The sequence below is a fragment of the Providencia hangzhouensis genome, assembly GCF_029193595.2.
GTDB lineage: Bacteria > Pseudomonadota > Gammaproteobacteria > Enterobacterales > Enterobacteriaceae > Providencia > Providencia hangzhouensis.
The window spans coordinates 3823356-3842742 of record NZ_CP135052.1; the positions used below are offsets into that span (position 1 = coordinate 3823356).

Below are 19387 nucleotides of genomic sequence, written 5' to 3' on the forward strand. Positions count from 1 at the left end.
AATCATATAATGACAAGCTGCTTCATTCATTTCTTCAAAATAACAAATAGAAATATAAATTCAAAAATAAAGTAAAAATAAATAACTATCAAAATAAATCACTAACAAAGCAAAAACAGACAAACAATAACACTAAAAAGCCTCTCATCACACACGAATTGAGAGTGCCAAAGATAGAAATCATCTATCAAAAATTTAAAATCAATCCGCCATAAATATTGGTAATAATTAACTGACCCTTGTTTAATAATATCCGAAAAGTCTGATAATTATCTTTTAATCACTCTGAGTGACACAAATTAAACATCACGAAACTTTAATAGAAAAATAACTTATTTGTTCAATATTTATATATTTGGAGGAGTAATGCTAAATACTCAAAGAAATGAAAATACAAATGTAACCGTTTATATTGGAAGCTTTTTAAAACACCGTAGAAAAGTGGTGGGCTTAACTGGCTCACAATTAGCTTCTCGCTTAAAAATTAGCCAACAACAAGTTTCTCGTTATGAAAGAGGTAAAAATGCGATTACGATCCAAGGTCTTTTAGATATTTTACAAGCTCTCGAATTACGAACACATGATATTGATGATTTTATGAAAAAAGTCTTTCAGTTTTATTATATCGATGCTGCATTAGAAGCTAAGTTGATCAACTAAGACCGATATAAATCCATGAAGTTCGTTTCAGGGGGGTTCTTCCCCCTCCTGTTTGCTTTAAACTCCCCCTCTTAATTTCCTATTTGATTTCGTTCTCCTTCGAAAACGACGACTCATAATAGCACTGCAAACCGCTATAATTCACAATTGAACATTGTTATGATGGATAAAAATCAGACATTATTGTGATGGAGTTAACAATGCCTATCCAACGCGAAATTATTTTGAGCCATGCGTTAAATCAATTGGAAATTCAAGGCTTATCCGCATCTACAGAGAATTTACTCAGTGAAATTGAATCTGATTTCTCTACTATTCGCCAGTTCTGGCCAGACGATGAGGCGCTTATTTATGATTGCTTACGCTATCATAGCCAGCAAATCGAAGTATGGCAGCGACAGACTTTGCTAGATGAGTCCCTAAGCCCACAGCAAAAATTAATGGCTCGCTACCAACAATTATCAGAAAAAGTCAGCCAAGGGCGTTTCCCTGGCTGTTTATTTATTTCTGCATGTAATTATTACCCAGATGCAGAGCACCCTATCCACCAATTAAGTCGCTTGCAAAAAGACAATTCGTTTCACTTCACTAAAAACTTATTAGAAGAGCTAGATATTGAAGACTCTGTATTGGTTGCTAACCAAATGGAACTAGTACTTGAAGGCTGTTTAAACCGTTTATTAGTACAAAGAGACATTCAAGATGTCGAGATTGCACAACACCTTTCTGAGGATATCCTAACAATCGCACTATGCCGTAAAAAAGGAGCGTTAAGTTAAAAAAACAACTAACGCATACTAAACACACACATTTTGCTGAAAAAGAAAACACTCAGTAAAAAAAAGTGGTTTTTTATTAAAAATGCATTGACGCAAACGGCTGAATACGGTTTAATGCGCCCCGTTGCCCGGATAGCTCAGTCGGTAGAGCAGGGGATTGAAAATCCCCGTGTCCTTGGTTCGATTCCGAGTCCGGGCACCACTTATTTAAAGAACCCGCCCAAAAGGCGGGTTTTTGCTTTTCTAGCTACGGTAGATTTCAGGTCGTTGCAACACGTTATTTATTTACTGGATTTCATGCCATTTTTGCAGATGTTCTTTGCTGTTAAAGACACCTATACCCCCTCATAAACCTATCTCTTATTTTCTTGTGTAAGTATTCCATAAAAACAAATCATTAACTTTAACAGATATGTCAATTTCAGCTTTTCATTCACACTAGGCTATCAGATTGAATTGTGTTCTATCTACGAAACCTGTCAGCTTAAATCTGAGCTGATACAGTCATGCTACGCTTTAATGTGTCTGGCAGATATACATAAAATAATATGTGTAGCAATATGCTGCGCTATTTAATGAGTTTTATCCGAAATATGGAAAGAAACCCGGAGCGGTATATTCAACTATGTCGGGATGTTTTATAACAGTGTTAGCATGGCTTGCGTGTTCTTATATCACCAACGTAATATAAATATCAATATTATCAATTAGTAACACATGTTTACATAGCTCGTATTAATTCAAAATTAAATTAAGACTAACCTTCAGGTAAGGAAAAAATATAGAGTTTAAAAAGATAACTTGACCATCTTCACATTTTATAAAACATTAATTTGAAGTTATACTTCATTTGATGTTTTATATTGGAGTTTAATTCTAAATAGAAATCTCACTTATAACCACTACAAGAGTGAACGCGTATGAAAATAATAAAGAAAATATCTTATCTCTTTTTCACCATAATACTGTCTTCACCAATATTCTCATCGACCAGTTTTGCTGAGAAACTCCCCGCCCTTCCTGTGACATTAAAAAATGGAACCGGAGTAATTAACCAAAATATTATTTACATAGGTTTAGGTAGTACAGGAAACTCATGGTATAAACTTGATCTTAATGAAAATAAAAAAAAATGGGAAAAAATAGCTGATTTTCCGGGTACGCCAAGAGACCAAGCTATAGCAATTAAGTTAAATAATAATATTTATATATTCGGCGGAGCGGGAAAAGAAAATATTGATAGTGAAACAATAAGCTCATTAACAGATGTTTATCGTTATTCACCAAGTGAAGACAAATGGGAAAAAATAGATACTAGTTCACCTTATGGCTTGGTTGGTCATGCAGGAGTTAGTATCAGCACCAATAAAGCTATCATTCTTGGAGGAGTAAACAAGCAAATATTTGATAAATATTTCATTAATTTAAATAATGCTAAAAACAATTCATCTATTAAAAATAAAGTTATTAATGATTACTTTAATAAACCCATAGAAGGCTATTTTTTTAATCGAGTCATACTAACTTATAATGCAGATAATAATCAATGGGGTTCATTAGGCACTATTCCTTTTAATGGAACTGCGGGTTCTTCATTAGTAGTAAATGATAACAATTCAATAACCTTGATTAACGGTGAATTAAAACCTGGGTTACGTACTAGTGAAATACAAACGGCTATATTAGAAAATAATCAACTACAGTGGAATACTACTGTACAGAAACTTCCTCCACCATCACCTGAGCAGCAGCAAGATGGCTTGGCTGGTGCATTTGCAGGTTATAGTGCTCATACCTTACTTGTTGCTGGGGGTGCTAACTTCCCTGGGTCTCAGGCTAAGTATTCACAGAAACATTATTTTGCACATCAGGATTTAGACAAAAAATGGCATAAAGAAATTTATGGGTTGATTGATAATCAATGGAAAGTAATTGGTGAATTACCGATCCCTCTTGGTTATGGAATCACTATTGAGCATGGTAATTCACTATATTTAATCGGAGGTGAAACTACAAAAGGTGAGGCAGTTAATTCTGTAATCACTTTAACATTAAAAGATAAAGAGCTAATTATTAACTAAACCAGTTAAATTTATAAATTATAATAACCAACCAAGAACTCCATATTAAATTTATGGAGTCTTATCCACTCAGGTAAAAACTATGTTTAATAATAAAATTTTATTGGCATGTTGTACTTTTTTTATGTCATTTCAATTAAATGCGACTACACTAGACTTTCGTCATGAATATTCAGATTCATCCAGAATAAATAAAGATCGCATTGCCTTTATTCATTCATTTTCAAATGGTATCGGATTTTATATTGATGCCAGTATAAAGTCAGGTGGTGTTGACGGCGAAAAAGATAAAGTATTTAGTGATGTTGTTAATAATGCTATCGAAATGGGGCTAAGTTACAACCATAAGATAAATAAAAGTATAACGTTACAACCGGGATTAATTTTTGAAACAGTTACAGACACATCAATTTATAAACCTTATTTAAAGGCGCAATATAATTTTGATAACGGTTTATATATTGCAGGCCGTTATCGTTTTGATTATGCCAGAAAAACAAAAAAAGCTGTTGATGACGAAAAAACAAATCGCTTTGATGCGTTTATTGGCTATAAATATAATAAATACAAAATTGAATATGACTACACACAAATGTATAGCGATGGCATAAAATATGATAATAAGAAACGTAATTATGAACATAATGTCTCTTTCTCTTACCAATTGAGTGACACATTCACTCCTTATATTGAAGTTGGAAATGTTGCGGTAAGCCCGACCAGTGACGCCCGTCAAACTAGGTATCGTTTAGGATTACAATTCCACTTTTAAATCTTATGTAAAAAGATGCCAAAAATTATAGTGAGTAATTACTCCATTACTCACTATATTATTTTTTCATATTTATCAATAAATTAAGAAAAATATTTTATTATTTGATCTTCTTCACAAATTACGACTTTCGTAATTGAGGAATTTAGCTTCATAAAATAACATTAATTGGAGTTATACTTCAAAATAAAATGGTGAGTTCAAAATGGCATTGATTGAAAAGATGACTACGGATATTCAACAAAAAGGAGGGCTGATCGTTTCTTGCCAGCCTGTCGATAATAGCCCTATGGATAAGCCAGAAATTGTTGCTGCAATGGCTCAAGCTGCAGTTAATGCAGGTGCAGTAGCAGTACGAATTGAGGGAATAGATAATTTAAAAGCAACTCGCCCTCTTATTGATGTGCCAATTATTGGTATTGTCAAACGCGATTTACTGGATAGTCCTGTCAGGATCACACCTTGGTTAAGTGATGTAGAAGCACTAGCAACAGAAGGTGCCGATATTATCGCTTTTGATGGTACGGATCGTGTACGCCCAGTTCCAGTCAATGAGTTATTGGCTTGCATACACCACTTCAATAGGTTGGCAATGGCAGATTGTTCCACATTTAATGAGGGAATGTATTGCCAGGAATTAGGAACAGAATTTATTGGTTCAACTATGTCTGGCTATACCGGTGGTGAAATACCAAAATTACCTGATTTACAATTAGTGGCAGCACTCGCTGAAAATGGATGCCGTGTAATAGCCGAAGGCCGCTATAACACACCTATGATTGCAGCAAGAGCTATACAAGCTGGAGCTTGGGCTGTCACAGTTGGTTCCGCATTAACCCGACTTGAACATGTCTGTGATTGGTTTACCCATGCCCTCAAGTTACAGCAGGAATTAGTTAAATGAATGTATTAGCAATTGATATTGGAGGAACAAAGATTTCGGCTGCATTAATCAGTCGAGACAATCAACTTACGCACCATACTCAAATTACAACCCCTGCAAGTGCATCACCAACTCAACTCTATGAAGCTTTGGTGGCGATAACTACACCACTAAAAGCGTATGCAGATGGTGTCGCCGTAGCCTCTACAGGGATTATCTGTGATGGCGTATTAACTGCATTAAATCCTAATAATTTGGGAGGATTAAAAAATTTCCCGTTAAAAAAAACACTTTCTACAATAACCGGTTTGCCTTGCTGGTTACTCAATGATGCTCAAGCTGCTGCATGGGCTGAATATGATTACCGCCATGAAAATATCTCTGATATGGCATTTATTACAGTATCGACAGGGGTTGGGGGCGGCCTAATTCAACAAGGACAATTACAGCTAGGAAAACGAGGTATTGCAGGCCATCTAGGCCACACTATAGCTGATCCTCATGGCCCTCTTTGCGGCTGTGGTCGTTATGGATGTGTCGAAGCTATCGCTTCCGGCCGAGCCATTGCTTCACAAGCTGTAAATGAACTTGCAGGTAAAGATGCTAAAGCTATTTTTACTGCCTATTACCAGGGAAGCCTTCAAGCGAAAACAATAATTGAAAACTCAGCAAGTACTATAGCTAATTTAGTTGCTGATATTAAAGCAATAATAGATGCCGACTGTGTTGTTATTGGTGGAAGTGTTGGATTAGCAAATGGATATATCGAGCTTGTTCAAGCAGCTATCAGACAACAGCCCGAGGCGTTACAAGTCCCTATTTTAGCTGCTCACTATCATCATAATGCTGGACTTTGGGGAGCCGTTCTTTGGGCTAGGAAACACTAAAAAACTGTCGTACTTCTTACCTTTTACCTTACATATGGCAGGACTAAAAAAATGCAATTACATGATTTTGGTTTCGTTAATTATGCAGTGCTATTTGGATATTTAGCCGCAATGTTACTCGTTGGTGTTTATTTCTCTAAACGCCAAAAAACAGCGGATGATTATTTTCGTGCCGGGGGGCGGGTTCCCGGTTGGGCTGCCGGTGTTTCTGTCTTTGCAACAACATTAAGCTCAATTACCTTTATGTCAATTCCAGCGAAAGCTTATACTTCTGATTGGACTTTTATTATTGGCCAATATTTAGCGATCGCCATTTTGCCATTAGTATTTTATTTCTATATTCCTTTCTTTAGAAAATTAAAAATTACTTCAGCCTATGAGTATTTAGAAGCCCGTTTTGATATACGAAGTCGTTTATTTGCCAGCCTGTCATTTATGTTATTTCATATTGGTCGTATTGCAATTATCACTTATTTGACCGTACTCGCACTACGTCCTTTCATAGGGATAGACCCTATTATATTAGTTGTACTGATTAGTCTATTATGTATTATTTATACATGGATGGGAGGGATTGAAGGCGTTATTTGGACAGATGTTATTCAGGGATTGTTACTTTCAGGTGGTGCTGTTTTAATCTTTATCATGATTTGTTTTAAAGTTGATGGAGGTATTAGTGAGATTTTTACCACAACAGCACAGGCTGATAAATTTTTCCCGGATGCACAGTTACGCTGGAGTTGGACTGACAGTACTATTCCTGTATTAATGATTGGTTTTTTATTTGCCAATATTCAACAATTTACTGCAAGCCAAGATGTTGTCCAGCGCTACATTGTGACTGATTCTATCGAACAAACTAAACGTACTTTAATCACAAATGCTAAATTAGTTGCCATTATTCCTATTTTCTTTTTTGCCATTGGTTCAGCCCTATTTGTGTATTACAAACAAAATCCAAGTTTGTTACCTGAAGGTTTTAATACCGGAGGTATCTTACCCTTATTTATTGTTACAGAAATGCCAGTGGGTATTTCTGGGCTGATCATTGCAGCTATCTTTGCCGCTGCTCAATCGAGCATATCTAGTAGCTTAAATAGTATTTCTAGTTGCTTTAATTCTGATATCTATATTCGCTTAAGTAAAGTTGAACGGCGTTCAGAACAAAAAATGAAAGTCGCCAGATTAGTTATAATTATTGCTGGAGTATTCAGCAGTTTAGCAACAATTTGGCTAGTTTTATCTGACGAGTCTGAAATATGGGATGCTTTTAACAGTTTAATCGGTTTAATGGGTGGCCCTATGACCGGACTATTTATGTTAGGTATTTTTGTTAAACGTGCTAATGCAGGTAGTGCGGTCGCAGGCATTATAGTAAGTATCATTGCTGTATTAGCAGCCCGTTATGGCAGTGACCTTAACTTTTTCTTCTATGGTGTAATAGGTGCTATGTCAGTAGTCATTATTGGTACAATTACTGCGCCATTTTTCTCGGCAGCAAAACAAATTTCATTGGATGATAGTGAAATATCAAGGAACTCATAGGAGGTATCTATGTTATTTGGTCATATATCTGACGCGGCAGTAATGCCTGAAATGAATTTGGTATTACGTAATATAATTAAAAAGGCAATCGCACTCGACCCATTCTCTTTAGAACCGGGAAGCTACCCTATTGATGATAATGATGTATTCATGAATGTGATGTCATTTGAAACACAATCTCGAGAACAAAAATGTGCAGAATTACATCATCGCTATATTGATATACAAATTTTACTATCCGGTGAGGAAGTTATAGATTACGGCGTTCGAAATTCGGCTAAAAATGCCACTGTTTACAGTGAAGCGGATGACTACCAACTCACAGATGTCATTGAAAATTGTCAAACATTGTCATTAACACCCTCTATGTTTGCTATTTTTATGCCTTATGAACCCCATAAACCAGGTATAGCAGCAGAGAAAGGAAACAGTATATTAAAAAAAGCAGTAATTAAGGTAAACCTTAATTTGCTGACTAGTTAATTTTCATCAGTTCCAATTAAACGCTTTATTTCTAATGCATCAATAAATTGTATATTGATGCAAATGGAATAAAGCGTTTTGTTATTATCACATAATTATAAGAGCAAGGCTTTTTTTAACCCGCCAGAATTGATACTCTTGTTAGCAGAATTCCATTCCCTTTGAACTTCGGCAAACAAGGATAATTTTCATGACAAAACAGTCAGTTACCAGACTGAAGCCAGGTAAAATACTCGATACACTAGGGGCAATGAAAAATAGCCTGACGCGAGTATCACAGCGTATTGCTGAATATATCCTGTTTCATCCTGTTGAAGTCACTCAGCTTTCCATCGCACAACTTTCCCAAGCGACTAAGGCGGGTGAGGCAACTGTAGTGCGTTTTTGCCGCACTTTAGGCTATAAGGGCTTTCAAGACTTTAAAATGGATTTAGCCATTGAAATGGCGACATCGGATAGTGAAGAATCACCAATCCTTGATGCTGAAGTTAGCCATCAGGATGATATCCATACTATAGGTTTAAAATTACAAGCAACCATCAATAATGTGTTATCAGAAACATTAAATTTACTTGATATGACGCAAGTTCAAGATGCTGTAAATGCGTTGCTATCATCGAATTATGTTTTTATCTGCGGTGTGGGTTCCTCAGGGATCACAGCAGAGGATCTAAAAAATAAACTGATGCGTATTGGATATCGAGTGGATGCTGTTACCAATAACCATTTTATGTATATGCAGGCTTCCTTATTGAAACCGGGTGATATCGCGATTGGTATCAGCCATTCCGGAAACTCACCGGAAACAGTTCATGCACTGAAACTTGCAAAAGAAGCAGGGGCTACCACAATTGCGCTAACGCATAATTTAGGTTCACACATTATGGAATATGCCAATTATTATCTGATTAATGGTAATCGACAGGGGAAATTACAAGGTGATTCTATTGGTACAAAAACAGCACAACTGTTCGTTTTAGACTTACTATATACCCTACTTGTCCAAGCTCAACCTGAAATGGTCAAAGAGCAAAAACTGCGTACACTAAATGCATTAAAAAATACCAATTCAGCATGAGTTTATAATCAGTGTTATGTGGTCTTGAACAAAAACCAGCTAAAGATCACACTTTCATTTTTCTCTTTCTTTAACGCTAATTTCATTATTGCGTTCTGAACGATTGAGCCTTAATATAGAGTAAAACTCCATATTATAATAAATAAAGAAATCAACCTCCAAAAAGGAATGATAATGAAAAAACTCTCTGGATTAATCGCTGCACCTCATACACCTTTTGCTGCCGATGGCAGTATTAATTACCCTGTCATTGATAAAATTGCAGAACATCTTATTGCAAGTGGTGTCACTGGTGCTTACGTATTAGGAACAACAGGAGAAGGTATCCATTGTTCTGTCGAAGAACGCAAAAAAGTCGCTGAATGCTGGGCTGCTGCCAGTCAAGGACAACTAGATATCATTGTTCATACAGGTGCACTCAGTATTGCAGACACTATAGAGCTATCCCGTCATGCTGAAACGTTAGATATTCAAGCTACATCAGTAATTGGTCCTTGTTTCTTTAAACCAAGCAATGTAGATGACTTAGTTGAATATTGTCGTTTAGCAGCGATGAATTCGCCTTCTAAAGGCTTTTATTACTACCACTCTACTATGTCAGGTCTAAACATTGACATGGAAAAATTTTTACAAGCGGCAGGAAAAACAATTCCGAATTTATCCGGAATGAAATTTAATTCTCCTGATATGTATGAATTTCAACGTTGTTTACGTGTTGATGGCGGTAAATACGACATTCCATTTGGTGTAGATGAATTTATACCGGCAGGGTTAGCTTGTGGGGCGTTAAGCGCTGTAGGAAGCACCTATAACTATGCGGCTCCTTTATATCTTGAAATAATTGAGAAATTTAACACTGGTGATTACGATGGTATCGCTGCATGTATGGATAAAGTAATTGCAATTATTCGTGTGCTGGTAGAATACGGTGGTGTTGCTGCAGGTAAAGTTGCAATGCAATTACATGGTATTGATGTTGGTGACCCCCGCCGTCCACTACGCCCATTAACTGCAGCACAAAAAACGGATGCATTAGCAAAATTTAAAGCGGCCGGTTTTCTATAATTAACTTTACTCTTGCTGAGTATTAACAACACAAGCTTGTTTTTTTACATCTCCCCCATTTGATGATGACAGTGGCCTTCGAAGTGAAAGCCACTCTTTATTTCTTAAAATATTCCCCCAATCAGTTATCCGATTAAGCTGAATAACATCATGTGTAAAATCAAAAAAAGAATATATTGTCACCTATATAAGCAAATCATTTTTTATTACAGATAATTATATTTTACTACACTTGATTTTTTTATTTTTAGCAGTGAATAATGCAACCGCCCCCTGAATATTAACAGAAACATCTTCAAACAAAGAAGCAAGTGTCGTTTCAAGTGAATCCGCAGAGTCATAAACATTGCTAAAAATTCCTTTTTTATTATAGACTGACATTAGCTTACTTCCAAAACGATTATGCTTAACCCCCTTTCCAAGAATAGTCGCACCATATAAAGTGCCATCATCCTTAAGTGTTTCACTGATATTTATTATCGCTTGTTTCTTATCACTCATTTTCCCTGGCAAGCAATGTAATAAATAAAATATGGATACTGAATCAAATGCCCCTCTCAACTCACCAGTAAATCTGTTAAAAATATCATGACAGAAACAAGAGTTTAATTTCTCATCATAAATATATTTTTTAGCATATTCTAAACTGTGAATATTAAGATCGGAAAGTGATATTTTATTAATTTCATCTGCAGCTTTTTTTAAATAAAAACCAGTCCCAACACCAATATCCATATGGTTGTTACCAAGATGAGATTTAAAGTGAGGAATTAAAAATTCATCAGTATTACAACGCCATGCATAGTTATTAGATATATTTAGTACCCACCAGTCATATAGAGCCAAAGAGAGAGGTGTATATACTTTAGAACCATCATTTGTGTTCAATGACATAAAATCTCCATAATGGAAAAAATATATATTATTTTTTTATTATTTATTTTAATAGTCGAAAATAATGAGTGATAAGTCAGGTTATCATATGCTATAAGTGTAGGATTATATACTTGGTATTATTCAGAGTTATTTATATCACATCCCATCTTTAATCGGAAAAAACTCTGACAATTTCACACATGCGCCATTAAAATCATCTAAAGATATATCTCCATCTATTCACCCCATTCACACCATAGCCTAACAAAACAAATCAAAAAACTAATAAATATGCATATCATCTTTGGTATGCTTCATCTGTGATAACCATAAACCATATGCCTTTCTAAATAATTTATCAGAAACCATTTACACAGATACTGGATAAAACCCACAAGGTCATGAAATACAAAATAACGAAATTTAATCATAACGATTAAAGCGAACATAATTCACGCAAGTAAATTAACAAGTTATATTTTTATTGTCAGTTTACCTCTTTCGAGGTATTTTCATTGAGCTAATGCTGTGTGGAAAATCATCTGCATCTCCCTTTCCTGAAGAGCGGGTATAATAGTCACCCTGAAAGTTTTTTTGAAAAACCGCATTGCCCATCCATCCGGAATATCAAGCGACATGATCTTGTTATCAAAATTATATGTACTAAAATCATCAATACTTTCATTTACCAGCAAATACTGACCTGTTTGATCAAATCCATTAAATAATACAATGGCAGAGAACCTCTGGTGACAACTATCTCCATTACTCAGTGTCACAGTTGCTGTAATCTTTTGGTGTACAAAAATACTCTTACTGCCCTCTTTATTTTGACAAGATTGACTGGCATTGAATTGTGCTTGTATTTTTTACATCAACACTGGCATACATCTCGTTAAATGGGGTTAATACACGCCCGATTATCAGGGTAAGAGTACATAGAGGAATTCACCGTCACGTGAATATTATCAGCTATTGCAACCAAAGGTAGTCCTATCAATAAAAACAAACCTATAACTCGTTTTTTCATATTAAATTCCAAATCTATTTTCACCTCTGCGGATCAAGGGGACCTGTATCTGGGCTATACCGAATCAGATGTCTTCCCCATATGCTTTACAGCTTTCAATTGATCATCATTCTGAATTAATCTGCCCTTTTTCAGATAGTTAATTTTTCAGCCATCAATTGTGCTTCATCTTCGCTGTGAGTCACTAACAGTGCTGTTTGCCTGAGAGGGTAGATTTCATAGACCACCCCACCCGAGCTGAATTATTTACCGTGGTGGGGTGTCAGCTCAGAACATGGCAATCAATGTAGAAAAAAGGGGCATATTATGGGTCTTGACAAAAAGATAAAATAGATTTACTTTGAAAATCAATTCATTAAATAGCTGAATGTTCCCGAGTCTGGGCACCACATATTTAAAGAACCCGCCCCAAAAGGCGGTTTTTTGCTTTTATATTTCTAAGCTCAAGTTGAGTACTCGGCTAAAGAATCTGAAATCTATAATCTTTTTTTTATCTAACCTAAACACTTATTTCTATACCCTTTCAGTCTACTAGACATGGTTAGTCCGCCACTATACAGAATATTGATATACAATCAGCTATAATATAAAGTCAATTAACTTGACTTATACCAAATAACCAGGAATTACCTAAAAAAAACCAAACACTAAAGTTTATAATTAGATTATTATTCTCACCCTTTTCTCATTTCATCCATTAGACAGCCAAGCTTAACTCATATTACGTGTTTTTATTAGCCTATTGTCTTATCTAAGAACCTAAAAATAAGTTTTTATATTAATAGTTATGAAAATAAATCATTAAAAAACCACAATATCATTTTTTATTCCTAGCTATTGAGCTAAAAAAATAATCAAATACAATATTAATCAATAAGTGCTAATAATAATTTGTAATAAAAAGGTAACTAAGCCTTAATGTAATAAAACCTACTCAACCTTACCGAACAACTCACAATTTCTGCTTAACATGTTGTTAAGTAATAAAAATAACCCCATAAAACAAAGTGCAAATAACTATAATGTTTAGAATAAGACTCTGCATATGAACCTAAAATAAATGACTTAATCTTATTTAAAACTTTCAATTAAGGAATACCTTATATTCTAAAATTTTCTTTTCGTCATAATTTACTCTTAGCTATAAAAATAGTTTTATGAATCAATGATACTAGGGTCAAGTTTCCTCATGAAAAAGAAAAAAGATACAACTTATTATATCAGCCAACTAGTTGGTAAATGCTTACAAGAATACCGGCAAGAATTAGGAATTAGTGGTGAGAACATTGCGAAAGAGTTAGGCATTAGCCAACAGCAATTATCGCGCTATGAACGAGGGGAGAATGCGTTAACCGTAGATGTATTGTTTAAATTTATTCTTATACTCGGTATTAATTTCCCAGATTTTTACCATAGGCTATTCTATGTCGTGAGTCATCATCCTAAACTTTCACACTATATCACTAATTTAAATGGTTTTGGCTGGGAATTAGATGATTTGAAAGACTACTATAATTCAGCAATTGTATAACCTTTAGCGTAAAGAAATATTGTTTAATTTGTTTATTTTATATTATTATGAAAATCATGGAGTTTGCCTATAATCGATGAGAACAGCGCTATGCCTACCCCTTCTCCGACTGCATTTTCAAGGATAACTCGCACATCAGGACGCACGAATAGCATACTTACCATTGCTTTTCCTTTGTTATTTATTCTAATAACAACATTGATTTGGAGTGCAGAGCGAATTGTTCAACAAGAAACTAAACGCCTAGAAGTCGATTTTAGGTCACTAATAGGCTATATCAATGAACAAGAAAAGTTTTTACGATCTTTAAATAAGCAAAATCAAGATTTAATAGAGTTAGTTGAAAGCCGAACCTATGCAATACAAGAACAGTTCTTACCAACAAGGTCGCCATTATATCTACTCGAAGGTAAAGAATCTTTAGTTGCAATGCCATTTACCCTAGCTTGTGACAAGAGTTTAGAGTGTTCCAACGTTCCCAGTATATTATTTTCTTTAGGGGCCTATTTAGCTGATTACTATTCTACTTTTTGGGGAGGCTCATATTTTCCAGCTGCTGCAGTATTTTTTGTCAACGAACACGACCAAATTAGTATCAGCGTTCCTTCCGTTGGAACAGTTTTAGGAAATGAATCTATTTCTCCAAATTTGTATTACTCCGTCATTGATAGTATTAGAAAAAATTTACCTACTATTCATGCTCAATTTTTAGAATCACAAGAAAGCGATTCAAAAGACATTATCTGGTTACGTCCTGAGCCATTTGATCATATTCTCATTGGGATCATCCCTGCTGGTTTTGATGAACATTTATGGCAGAATGCTCACATTTCTCCTAAAAATATTTATGCAGTTAGTATGTTAAGCCAAGCAAGGCTTAGCGTGCTGGAGCGAATGTTAAACCCCACACTCACACATCAATTTTGGCTGATTCATGCAAAATATGGTCAGCTACTTGGAACAACCCAAGCACCTGAAGAAGAAGCATTAGAAGGTATTTTCTATACCAGAGATGGCCTAGTTCTTAAACTTTCATCTAAAACTGATGAATGGACTGGATATTATAGAATTAGTTATGCGGCTTTTTTTGAAGACAACCTGTGGCTTCCTATCAGTTTAGTTATTGCACTTTTCTTTAGTTTATTTTGTGGATGGGGATATCACCGCTGGTACCAACGAAAAATATTACAACCCGCAATAGACTCCCAGCAAGCTATCTTAGAAAATGAATCTTTTAACCAAACACTTATTGCGACAACCCCTATCGGCTTATGTGTAATAGATAAAGAAACCCAGCAGTTACGCTTTGCGAATGAGTTAGCTCGTTATTGGCTAAAAATAACCAATATATCTACTCCCCACGACTCAAATGAATATAATGAATTACTTATCAAGGTTCTTTCTGACACAGAACAGGTTAAAACTAATTTAAAGTCTGGGGAACATGTTCTTTATGTCGTAAGCACAGCAACTTATTACCAGCAGCGCCCTGTTATTTTATGCGCATTTACTGATATTACGATCCAAGCAGAAACTGAAAAACAACTTGATGATGCTAAGCGACTTGCAGAAGAAGCCAACCGAGCTAAATCCACATTTTTAGCAACAATGAGCCATGAAATACGAACCCCACTTTATGGTCTAATAGGTACATTAGAATTACTGGCAAATACCTCTCTTTCATCTCAACAAGCTCACTTTATTGATCGAATATCAACAACATCCCAATTACTTATGCAGTTAATTGGTGATATTTTAGATATTAGCAAAATAGAAGCTAATCAAATTCAAATTCATAATCAACCATTTGATTTATTAGAATTAGTGCAACAAACTGTTCAGTTATATCAAGGAATTGCTCAGCAAAAAGGGTTGCTCCTATTTGCTATTATTGACCCAAATGTACAAGCAAATAGAGTTGGTGACTCTGCCCGACTGCAACAAATTTTAGGTAATTTACTCAGTAATGCGATTAAATTTACCCACAGAGGTACTGTTACTATTGAACTTAAAAGAAGTAATAAAAATAATATATTACTACGTGTCAGTGATACAGGTGTTGGAATTAGCCCTGAACAACAAATAAAATTATTTGAGCCATTTTATCAAGCTCATTCAGAAATTCATGCTTATGGTGGTACTGGCTTAGGTCTATTTATTTGCTCTAAGCTTATCAAATTGATGGATGGGCAAATAAGTTTACAAAGCGAAACTGGAGTTGGTAGCTCGTTTCTCGTGACACTACCTTTAGCACTCGATATACAGCAAACACACTGGCTATCACTCAAAAACACCAATATTTGGTTGCAAACCCCAAACCCATTATTGACTGAAAATATAACGCAATGGCTAAAACGTTGGGGGGCCAATGTATATTTCACAGAAAATAGCCTCCCCATAGATACCTCATCCGTTATTGCCGTCGGCATCTTAATTCCATCGTTTCCTCTGCCAACTAATTGGGATGGGCAACTATGGGTAAGCACTGAAATGAATTTCAGACTATCCGAGTTAAATCAGCAGTTATTCTTACTACAAAATAATAAAGAACCGATCCCCCTTATTTGTCCAACATCTCGTATACAAACTCATATGCATAAATACCCGCTTCGCGTTTTAATTGCTGAAGATAACCCCATTAACCAAGTTGTTCTACAAGAGCAACTTGAACTACTTGGTTGTAAGGTATTTATTGCCAATGATGGTGAAGAAGCGTTGGTGATCTGGGATAACGAAATTGTTGATATCATCCTTACAGACGTTAATATGCCTTATCGTAATGGTTATGAGCTTGCACAGCAGCTGCGCAGTGAAGGCGAAACATGCCCGATTGTTGGTGTTACTGCTAATGGATTAAAAGAAGAAGAAGAGCGATGCCTAGAATCTGGAATGGATTCATGGCTTGTAAAACCTATAGAGCTAGAAACCTTAGTTCAATTGTTCAACCGTTTATTCCCGATTTACTCCTCCTCAGCTTCAGAAATGGGGCCAATAAAAGTGATTAACCCGCTAAATGGGGAAGATAGAGAAAAAATTATTCGTCATTTTGTGAGCGATATTACTCAATTTTGCCAAGCGGTTGAAAATAACAACACAGAAGAATTAAAACAGTTATCCCATCGTATCCGTGGTGCATTAATTAGTGTTGAACAACGTGAGTTAGCTAATCAGCTTCGTGAGTTTGAAACAGCATTAGATTCACGGACATCAACATACATTGATACCCAGATTAGTCAGAATATCTGCAACCAATTAGCTAATTGGATAAAAAAAATTAGTCAAACAAATGATGTGTGAGGCAATAACTGATTAACGCTTGATTATTATCAACACCCAATTTACGCATTGCAGCATTTTTCTGTAGGCTGATAGTTTTATCACTGCGGTTTAATTGCTTAGCAATATCAACAATAGGCTTACCTTGAACAAAAAGGCGCAGTACCTCAAGTTCACGAGGTGATAATGTCTTTACCCTATCATTTAATGTTACTGCATTACGGCTTTTTAATGTCGTTGTCATATCTGCAACAGGAACACGATATTGGCGACCTTGCCCCGCTAATGTGATAGCTTTCATCAGGTCACCTAATGGTGCCTCTTTTGACACCACCGCACTCACCCCAGAATCATATAACATTTGTACAATCATTGGGTTAGATACCATCGTTAATACAATCACTGCAATATTTGGATATTGACGACGTAAAAATTGAATATAATTCTGTCCATCGCTAGATTGGGTATTATTAGGCATCATATAATCAGTTACGATCACATCAACCTCATTTTTTTTCAAAAAAGCAAATAGTTCAGCATCCTGAGTGTAAGCACCTAAAATGTCTAAATTCATTGATTGAGAAAGTGTATCTTTCAAACCTGAAAGCACAATGGGATGATCATCAACTAATACTAATTTGAGTTTTTTCATTTAATAATACTCAGCATCAGAATATATATATATTCAATATAACACCATAGAAAAAATGTCAATTAACACTCTTAATATGAAACAACAACTCGAACTGTTTTAGAAAACGAACCAGAAGCGATAGTACTGCCCGCTATCTTGCTTAATGTCGCAGTAAAAGGGACATTAATCGGTGATTGTGGCATGATTTCACCAATACTGTAGCTTTCATTATAGTTAATATCAGTTGAATTACGGGTTAATAGTGTTTGTAACCCATTGCCCATATCAAGATATTTTCCACCTAGCACCGTATTATTATTGGGTTCAAAACGTACTGATATATTTAGCCCTGTTTCGCAGTCTTGTGGCACTGACATACCTAAATTAAAAGTTCGGCTAACCACTTCTCCCGCATTCATTTGTTTAGGTGAAATTGAGTCAAAGTTTACACTTCCCCCATTAGAAGCCGTGATATTCACCGCAGGTGCAGGGCAGAGCAAGGTTAAGCTACCTTTAATTCGCACATAAGTTGGCCCGCCTAAATCCTTACCTAAATAATCCACATGGGTTCCTAATAAAAATAGCCCTGTATCAAAAGGTTTAAGAGCGTTTGCCCCCTTATAAACATAAAAGTTATACATGAAAGCAATATTGCGTGTAATTCCTGTTTCTGGTTGACTCCAATACCCCAAATAAATATTTGGAACAGTTGGGTTGGTTATCGTTACTGGACTAGGAGATGAAATTGCATTTTGTTGCGTCACACTGACACCACTATTAATCAATAATGTTTTAATTGCAGTTGGCATTGTATTTTTAAAGTAAACGGCATTAGTTGTACTTGATGAGCCAGTAAACTCACATCTCACTGATATATATGAGCTCAATGCTGATGTCAATAAGGTACCATTTGGAATTGAAGTACTACTATTTGTAATATCAAAGGTTAATTCTTGTTCTATAGTTGTAGCTCCTGAACTCGGTATACAATTATTAACCGCAGCTACTGATTGAAAACTTAGCAAAAATAAAAATAATATAGCGAATGAATTTATTTTATTAAAAATTAACATAATTTATCTCTTATCCTTTTCATTTGATAAGGAGCAAGTTGTATTACATGTATATTTCAATAAGTTTGGTGTTCCATAATCATCAATATAAGTAATAACCATTTTCGGCGATTTCACTTGTTTATCTGATAGAAAATATGTTGAATTGCTATTTGGCTTTATGACAATTTCTTTAAAATCAGGAACTTTAGATTCATTATCATTAACATTAATCACAACAATGTGATAGGGTGTCGGGTTAGTTAATTTTAACGAGTTTCCCATTTTTTCCACTTTCAATTCTTTCTGCCAATCATTGTTAGGGTATTTTTTCAATTCACTTGGACGATAAAATAATTTAAAGCGTGATTGAATAACAATTTCAACAGCATTTTCTAGTTTAGTTTTCGGTGGAATACCCAAGACATTAAAGTAAAATAAAGACTCTTGGTTGTTCGGTATTTTCACGTCATTTTTTGATAAACTAATTCTAACCTGTTTCTTTTGATTCGCTTCAACACGTTGCAGTAAAGGCAAAGCAATTAGTGGCTCTGAAATTTTTTCACCATTTTCATTCTCGACCCATGACTGAACTAAATAAGGGTCTTTTTTATCAATATTCTCAATCACAACGCTAACACCTTTACTTGCTTCATCATAAATAACGCGAGTACGGTCAACAGAAATTGATGCATGTGTGTATGTGCTAATCAAGATTAAAGCACTTATTATTAATTTAAATTTTTTCATGATTT

Annotated in this window: 17 protein-coding genes and 1 tRNA gene; 13 read left to right on the forward strand and 5 right to left on the reverse strand. The window is 35.2% G+C overall.

The window, feature by feature from the left end; all coding sequences use genetic code 11:
• Positions 1-366: 366 nt before the first annotated feature.
• From PZ638_RS17460 to PZ638_RS17510, 11 genes are all read left to right on the forward strand, one after another.
• Positions 367-660 carry a helix-turn-helix domain-containing protein gene (locus PZ638_RS17460; protein ID WP_004258707.1) on the forward strand — a complete coding sequence of 98 codons (294 nt, stop codon included), beginning with the start codon at positions 367-369 and terminating at the stop codon, positions 658-660.
• A gap of 206 nt (positions 661-866) precedes the next feature.
• Positions 867-1439, forward strand: a complete 573-nt coding sequence (gene dicD / locus PZ638_RS17465) for a division control transcriptional repressor DicD (RefSeq protein WP_409201109.1) — start codon at positions 867-869, stop codon at positions 1437-1439.
• Between the two features lie 126 nt (positions 1440-1565).
• Positions 1566-1641: transfer RNA gene (locus PZ638_RS17470), tRNA-Phe, on the forward strand.
• Between the two features lie 718 nt (positions 1642-2359).
• Positions 2360-3520, forward strand: a complete 1161-nt coding sequence (locus PZ638_RS17475; RefSeq protein WP_004258885.1) for an N-acetylneuraminate epimerase — start codon at positions 2360-2362, stop codon at positions 3518-3520.
• A gap of 82 nt (positions 3521-3602) precedes the next feature.
• Positions 3603-4292 (forward strand): oligogalacturonate-specific porin KdgM family protein, encoded by a 690-nt coding sequence (locus tag PZ638_RS17480; RefSeq protein WP_036958047.1) that lies wholly within the window; start codon positions 3603-3605, stop codon positions 4290-4292.
• 205 nt (positions 4293-4497) lie between these two features.
• Positions 4498-5196, forward strand: a complete 699-nt coding sequence (locus PZ638_RS17485) for an N-acetylmannosamine-6-phosphate 2-epimerase (RefSeq protein WP_004258889.1) — start codon at positions 4498-4500, stop codon at positions 5194-5196.
• Positions 5193-6062: an N-acetylmannosamine kinase gene (nanK, locus tag PZ638_RS17490; protein WP_272674664.1), complete on the forward strand. Its 870-nt coding sequence runs from the start codon at positions 5193-5195 to the stop codon at positions 6060-6062. Before PZ638_RS17485 ends, nanK begins: the two co-directional genes overlap by 4 nt.
• A 51-nt stretch (positions 6063-6113) precedes the next feature.
• Entirely contained in the window at positions 6114-7607 is a 1494-nt protein-coding gene (locus tag PZ638_RS17495; RefSeq protein ID WP_004258898.1) for a sodium:solute symporter family protein, read from the forward strand.
• Positions 7608-7616: 9 nt separating this feature from the next.
• Positions 7617-8090: an N-acetylneuraminate anomerase gene (gene nanQ, locus PZ638_RS17500; protein ID WP_136135356.1), complete on the forward strand. Its 474-nt coding sequence runs from the start codon at positions 7617-7619 to the stop codon at positions 8088-8090.
• Positions 8091-8280: 190 nt separating this feature from the next.
• Entirely contained in the window at positions 8281-9168 is an 888-nt protein-coding gene (locus tag PZ638_RS17505) for a MurR/RpiR family transcriptional regulator (protein ID WP_004258907.1), read from the forward strand.
• Between the two features lie 174 nt (positions 9169-9342).
• Positions 9343-10233, forward strand: a complete 891-nt coding sequence (locus tag PZ638_RS17510; RefSeq protein ID WP_036958048.1) for a dihydrodipicolinate synthase family protein — start codon at positions 9343-9345, stop codon at positions 10231-10233.
• A gap of 216 nt (positions 10234-10449) precedes the next feature.
• Here the strand turns inward: PZ638_RS17510 and PZ638_RS17515 are convergent, their stop codons facing one another.
• Complete coding sequence (locus PZ638_RS17515; protein WP_164456057.1) at positions 10450-11127, reverse strand: class I SAM-dependent methyltransferase; 678 nt, start codon at positions 11125-11127, stop codon at positions 10450-10452.
• A gap of 494 nt (positions 11128-11621) precedes the next feature.
• Positions 11622-11888, reverse strand: coding sequence for a hypothetical protein (locus tag PZ638_RS17520; protein WP_112307625.1), 267 nt, complete (start codon positions 11886-11888; stop codon positions 11622-11624).
• Between the two features lie 1440 nt (positions 11889-13328).
• Here PZ638_RS17520 and PZ638_RS17525 point away from each other — a divergent pair.
• Both PZ638_RS17525 and PZ638_RS17530 read left to right on the forward strand, forming a co-directional pair.
• Positions 13329-13670 (forward strand): helix-turn-helix domain-containing protein, encoded by a 342-nt coding sequence (locus tag PZ638_RS17525; RefSeq protein WP_036958050.1) that lies wholly within the window; start codon positions 13329-13331, stop codon positions 13668-13670.
• A 90-nt stretch (positions 13671-13760) separates the two neighbouring features.
• Positions 13761-16967 (forward strand): ATP-binding protein, encoded by a 3207-nt coding sequence (locus tag PZ638_RS17530; protein ID WP_226617308.1) that lies wholly within the window; start codon positions 13761-13763, stop codon positions 16965-16967.
• Here the strand turns inward: PZ638_RS17530 and PZ638_RS17535 are convergent.
• From PZ638_RS17535 to PZ638_RS17545, 3 genes are all read right to left on the reverse strand, one after another.
• Positions 16945-17598: a response regulator gene (locus tag PZ638_RS17535; RefSeq protein ID WP_004258940.1), complete on the reverse strand. Its 654-nt coding sequence runs from the start codon at positions 17596-17598 to the stop codon at positions 16945-16947. The genes PZ638_RS17530 and PZ638_RS17535 overlap by 23 nt on opposite strands.
• A 71-nt stretch (positions 17599-17669) precedes the next feature.
• Positions 17670-18653 (reverse strand): fimbrial protein, encoded by a 984-nt coding sequence (locus tag PZ638_RS17540; RefSeq protein ID WP_272674668.1) that lies wholly within the window; start codon positions 18651-18653, stop codon positions 17670-17672.
• A 3-nt stretch (positions 18654-18656) separates the two neighbouring features.
• Positions 18657-19382: a fimbrial biogenesis chaperone gene (locus tag PZ638_RS17545; protein ID WP_004258949.1), complete on the reverse strand. Its 726-nt coding sequence runs from the start codon at positions 19380-19382 to the stop codon at positions 18657-18659.
• Positions 19383-19387: the final 5 nt, after the last annotated feature.

Bases quoted from the DNA above. Each gene is read 5' to 3' on its own strand.
- PZ638_RS17510 (WP_036958048.1), top strand. From the start codon at position 9,343: ATGAAAAAACTCTCTGGATTAATCGCTGCACCTCATACACCTTTTGCT.
- PZ638_RS17460 (WP_004258707.1), top strand. From the start codon at position 367: ATGCTAAATACTCAAAGAAATGAAAATACAAATGTAACCGTTTATATT.
- PZ638_RS17535 (WP_004258940.1), bottom strand. From the start codon at position 17,598: ATGAAAAAACTCAAATTAGTATTAGTTGATGATCATCCCATTGTGCTT.
- PZ638_RS17485 (WP_004258889.1), top strand. From the start codon at position 4,498: ATGGCATTGATTGAAAAGATGACTACGGATATTCAACAAAAAGGAGGG.
- nanK (WP_272674664.1), top strand. From the start codon at position 5,193: ATGAATGTATTAGCAATTGATATTGGAGGAACAAAGATTTCGGCTGCA.
- nanQ (WP_136135356.1), top strand. From the start codon at position 7,617: ATGTTATTTGGTCATATATCTGACGCGGCAGTAATGCCTGAAATGAAT.
- PZ638_RS17545 (WP_004258949.1), bottom strand. From the start codon at position 19,382: ATGAAAAAATTTAAATTAATAATAAGTGCTTTAATCTTGATTAGCACA.
- PZ638_RS17495 (WP_004258898.1), top strand. From the start codon at position 6,114: ATGCAATTACATGATTTTGGTTTCGTTAATTATGCAGTGCTATTTGGA.
- PZ638_RS17540 (WP_272674668.1), bottom strand. From the start codon at position 18,653: ATGTTAATTTTTAATAAAATAAATTCATTCGCTATATTATTTTTATTT.
- PZ638_RS17475 (WP_004258885.1), top strand. From the start codon at position 2,360: ATGAAAATAATAAAGAAAATATCTTATCTCTTTTTCACCATAATACTG.
- PZ638_RS17515 (WP_164456057.1), bottom strand. From the start codon at position 11,127: ATGTCATTGAACACAAATGATGGTTCTAAAGTATATACACCTCTCTCT.
- PZ638_RS17480 (WP_036958047.1), top strand. From the start codon at position 3,603: ATGTTTAATAATAAAATTTTATTGGCATGTTGTACTTTTTTTATGTCA.
- PZ638_RS17505 (WP_004258907.1), top strand. From the start codon at position 8,281: ATGACAAAACAGTCAGTTACCAGACTGAAGCCAGGTAAAATACTCGAT.
- PZ638_RS17525 (WP_036958050.1), top strand. From the start codon at position 13,329: ATGAAAAAGAAAAAAGATACAACTTATTATATCAGCCAACTAGTTGGT.
- PZ638_RS17530 (WP_226617308.1), top strand. From the start codon at position 13,761: ATGCCTACCCCTTCTCCGACTGCATTTTCAAGGATAACTCGCACATCA.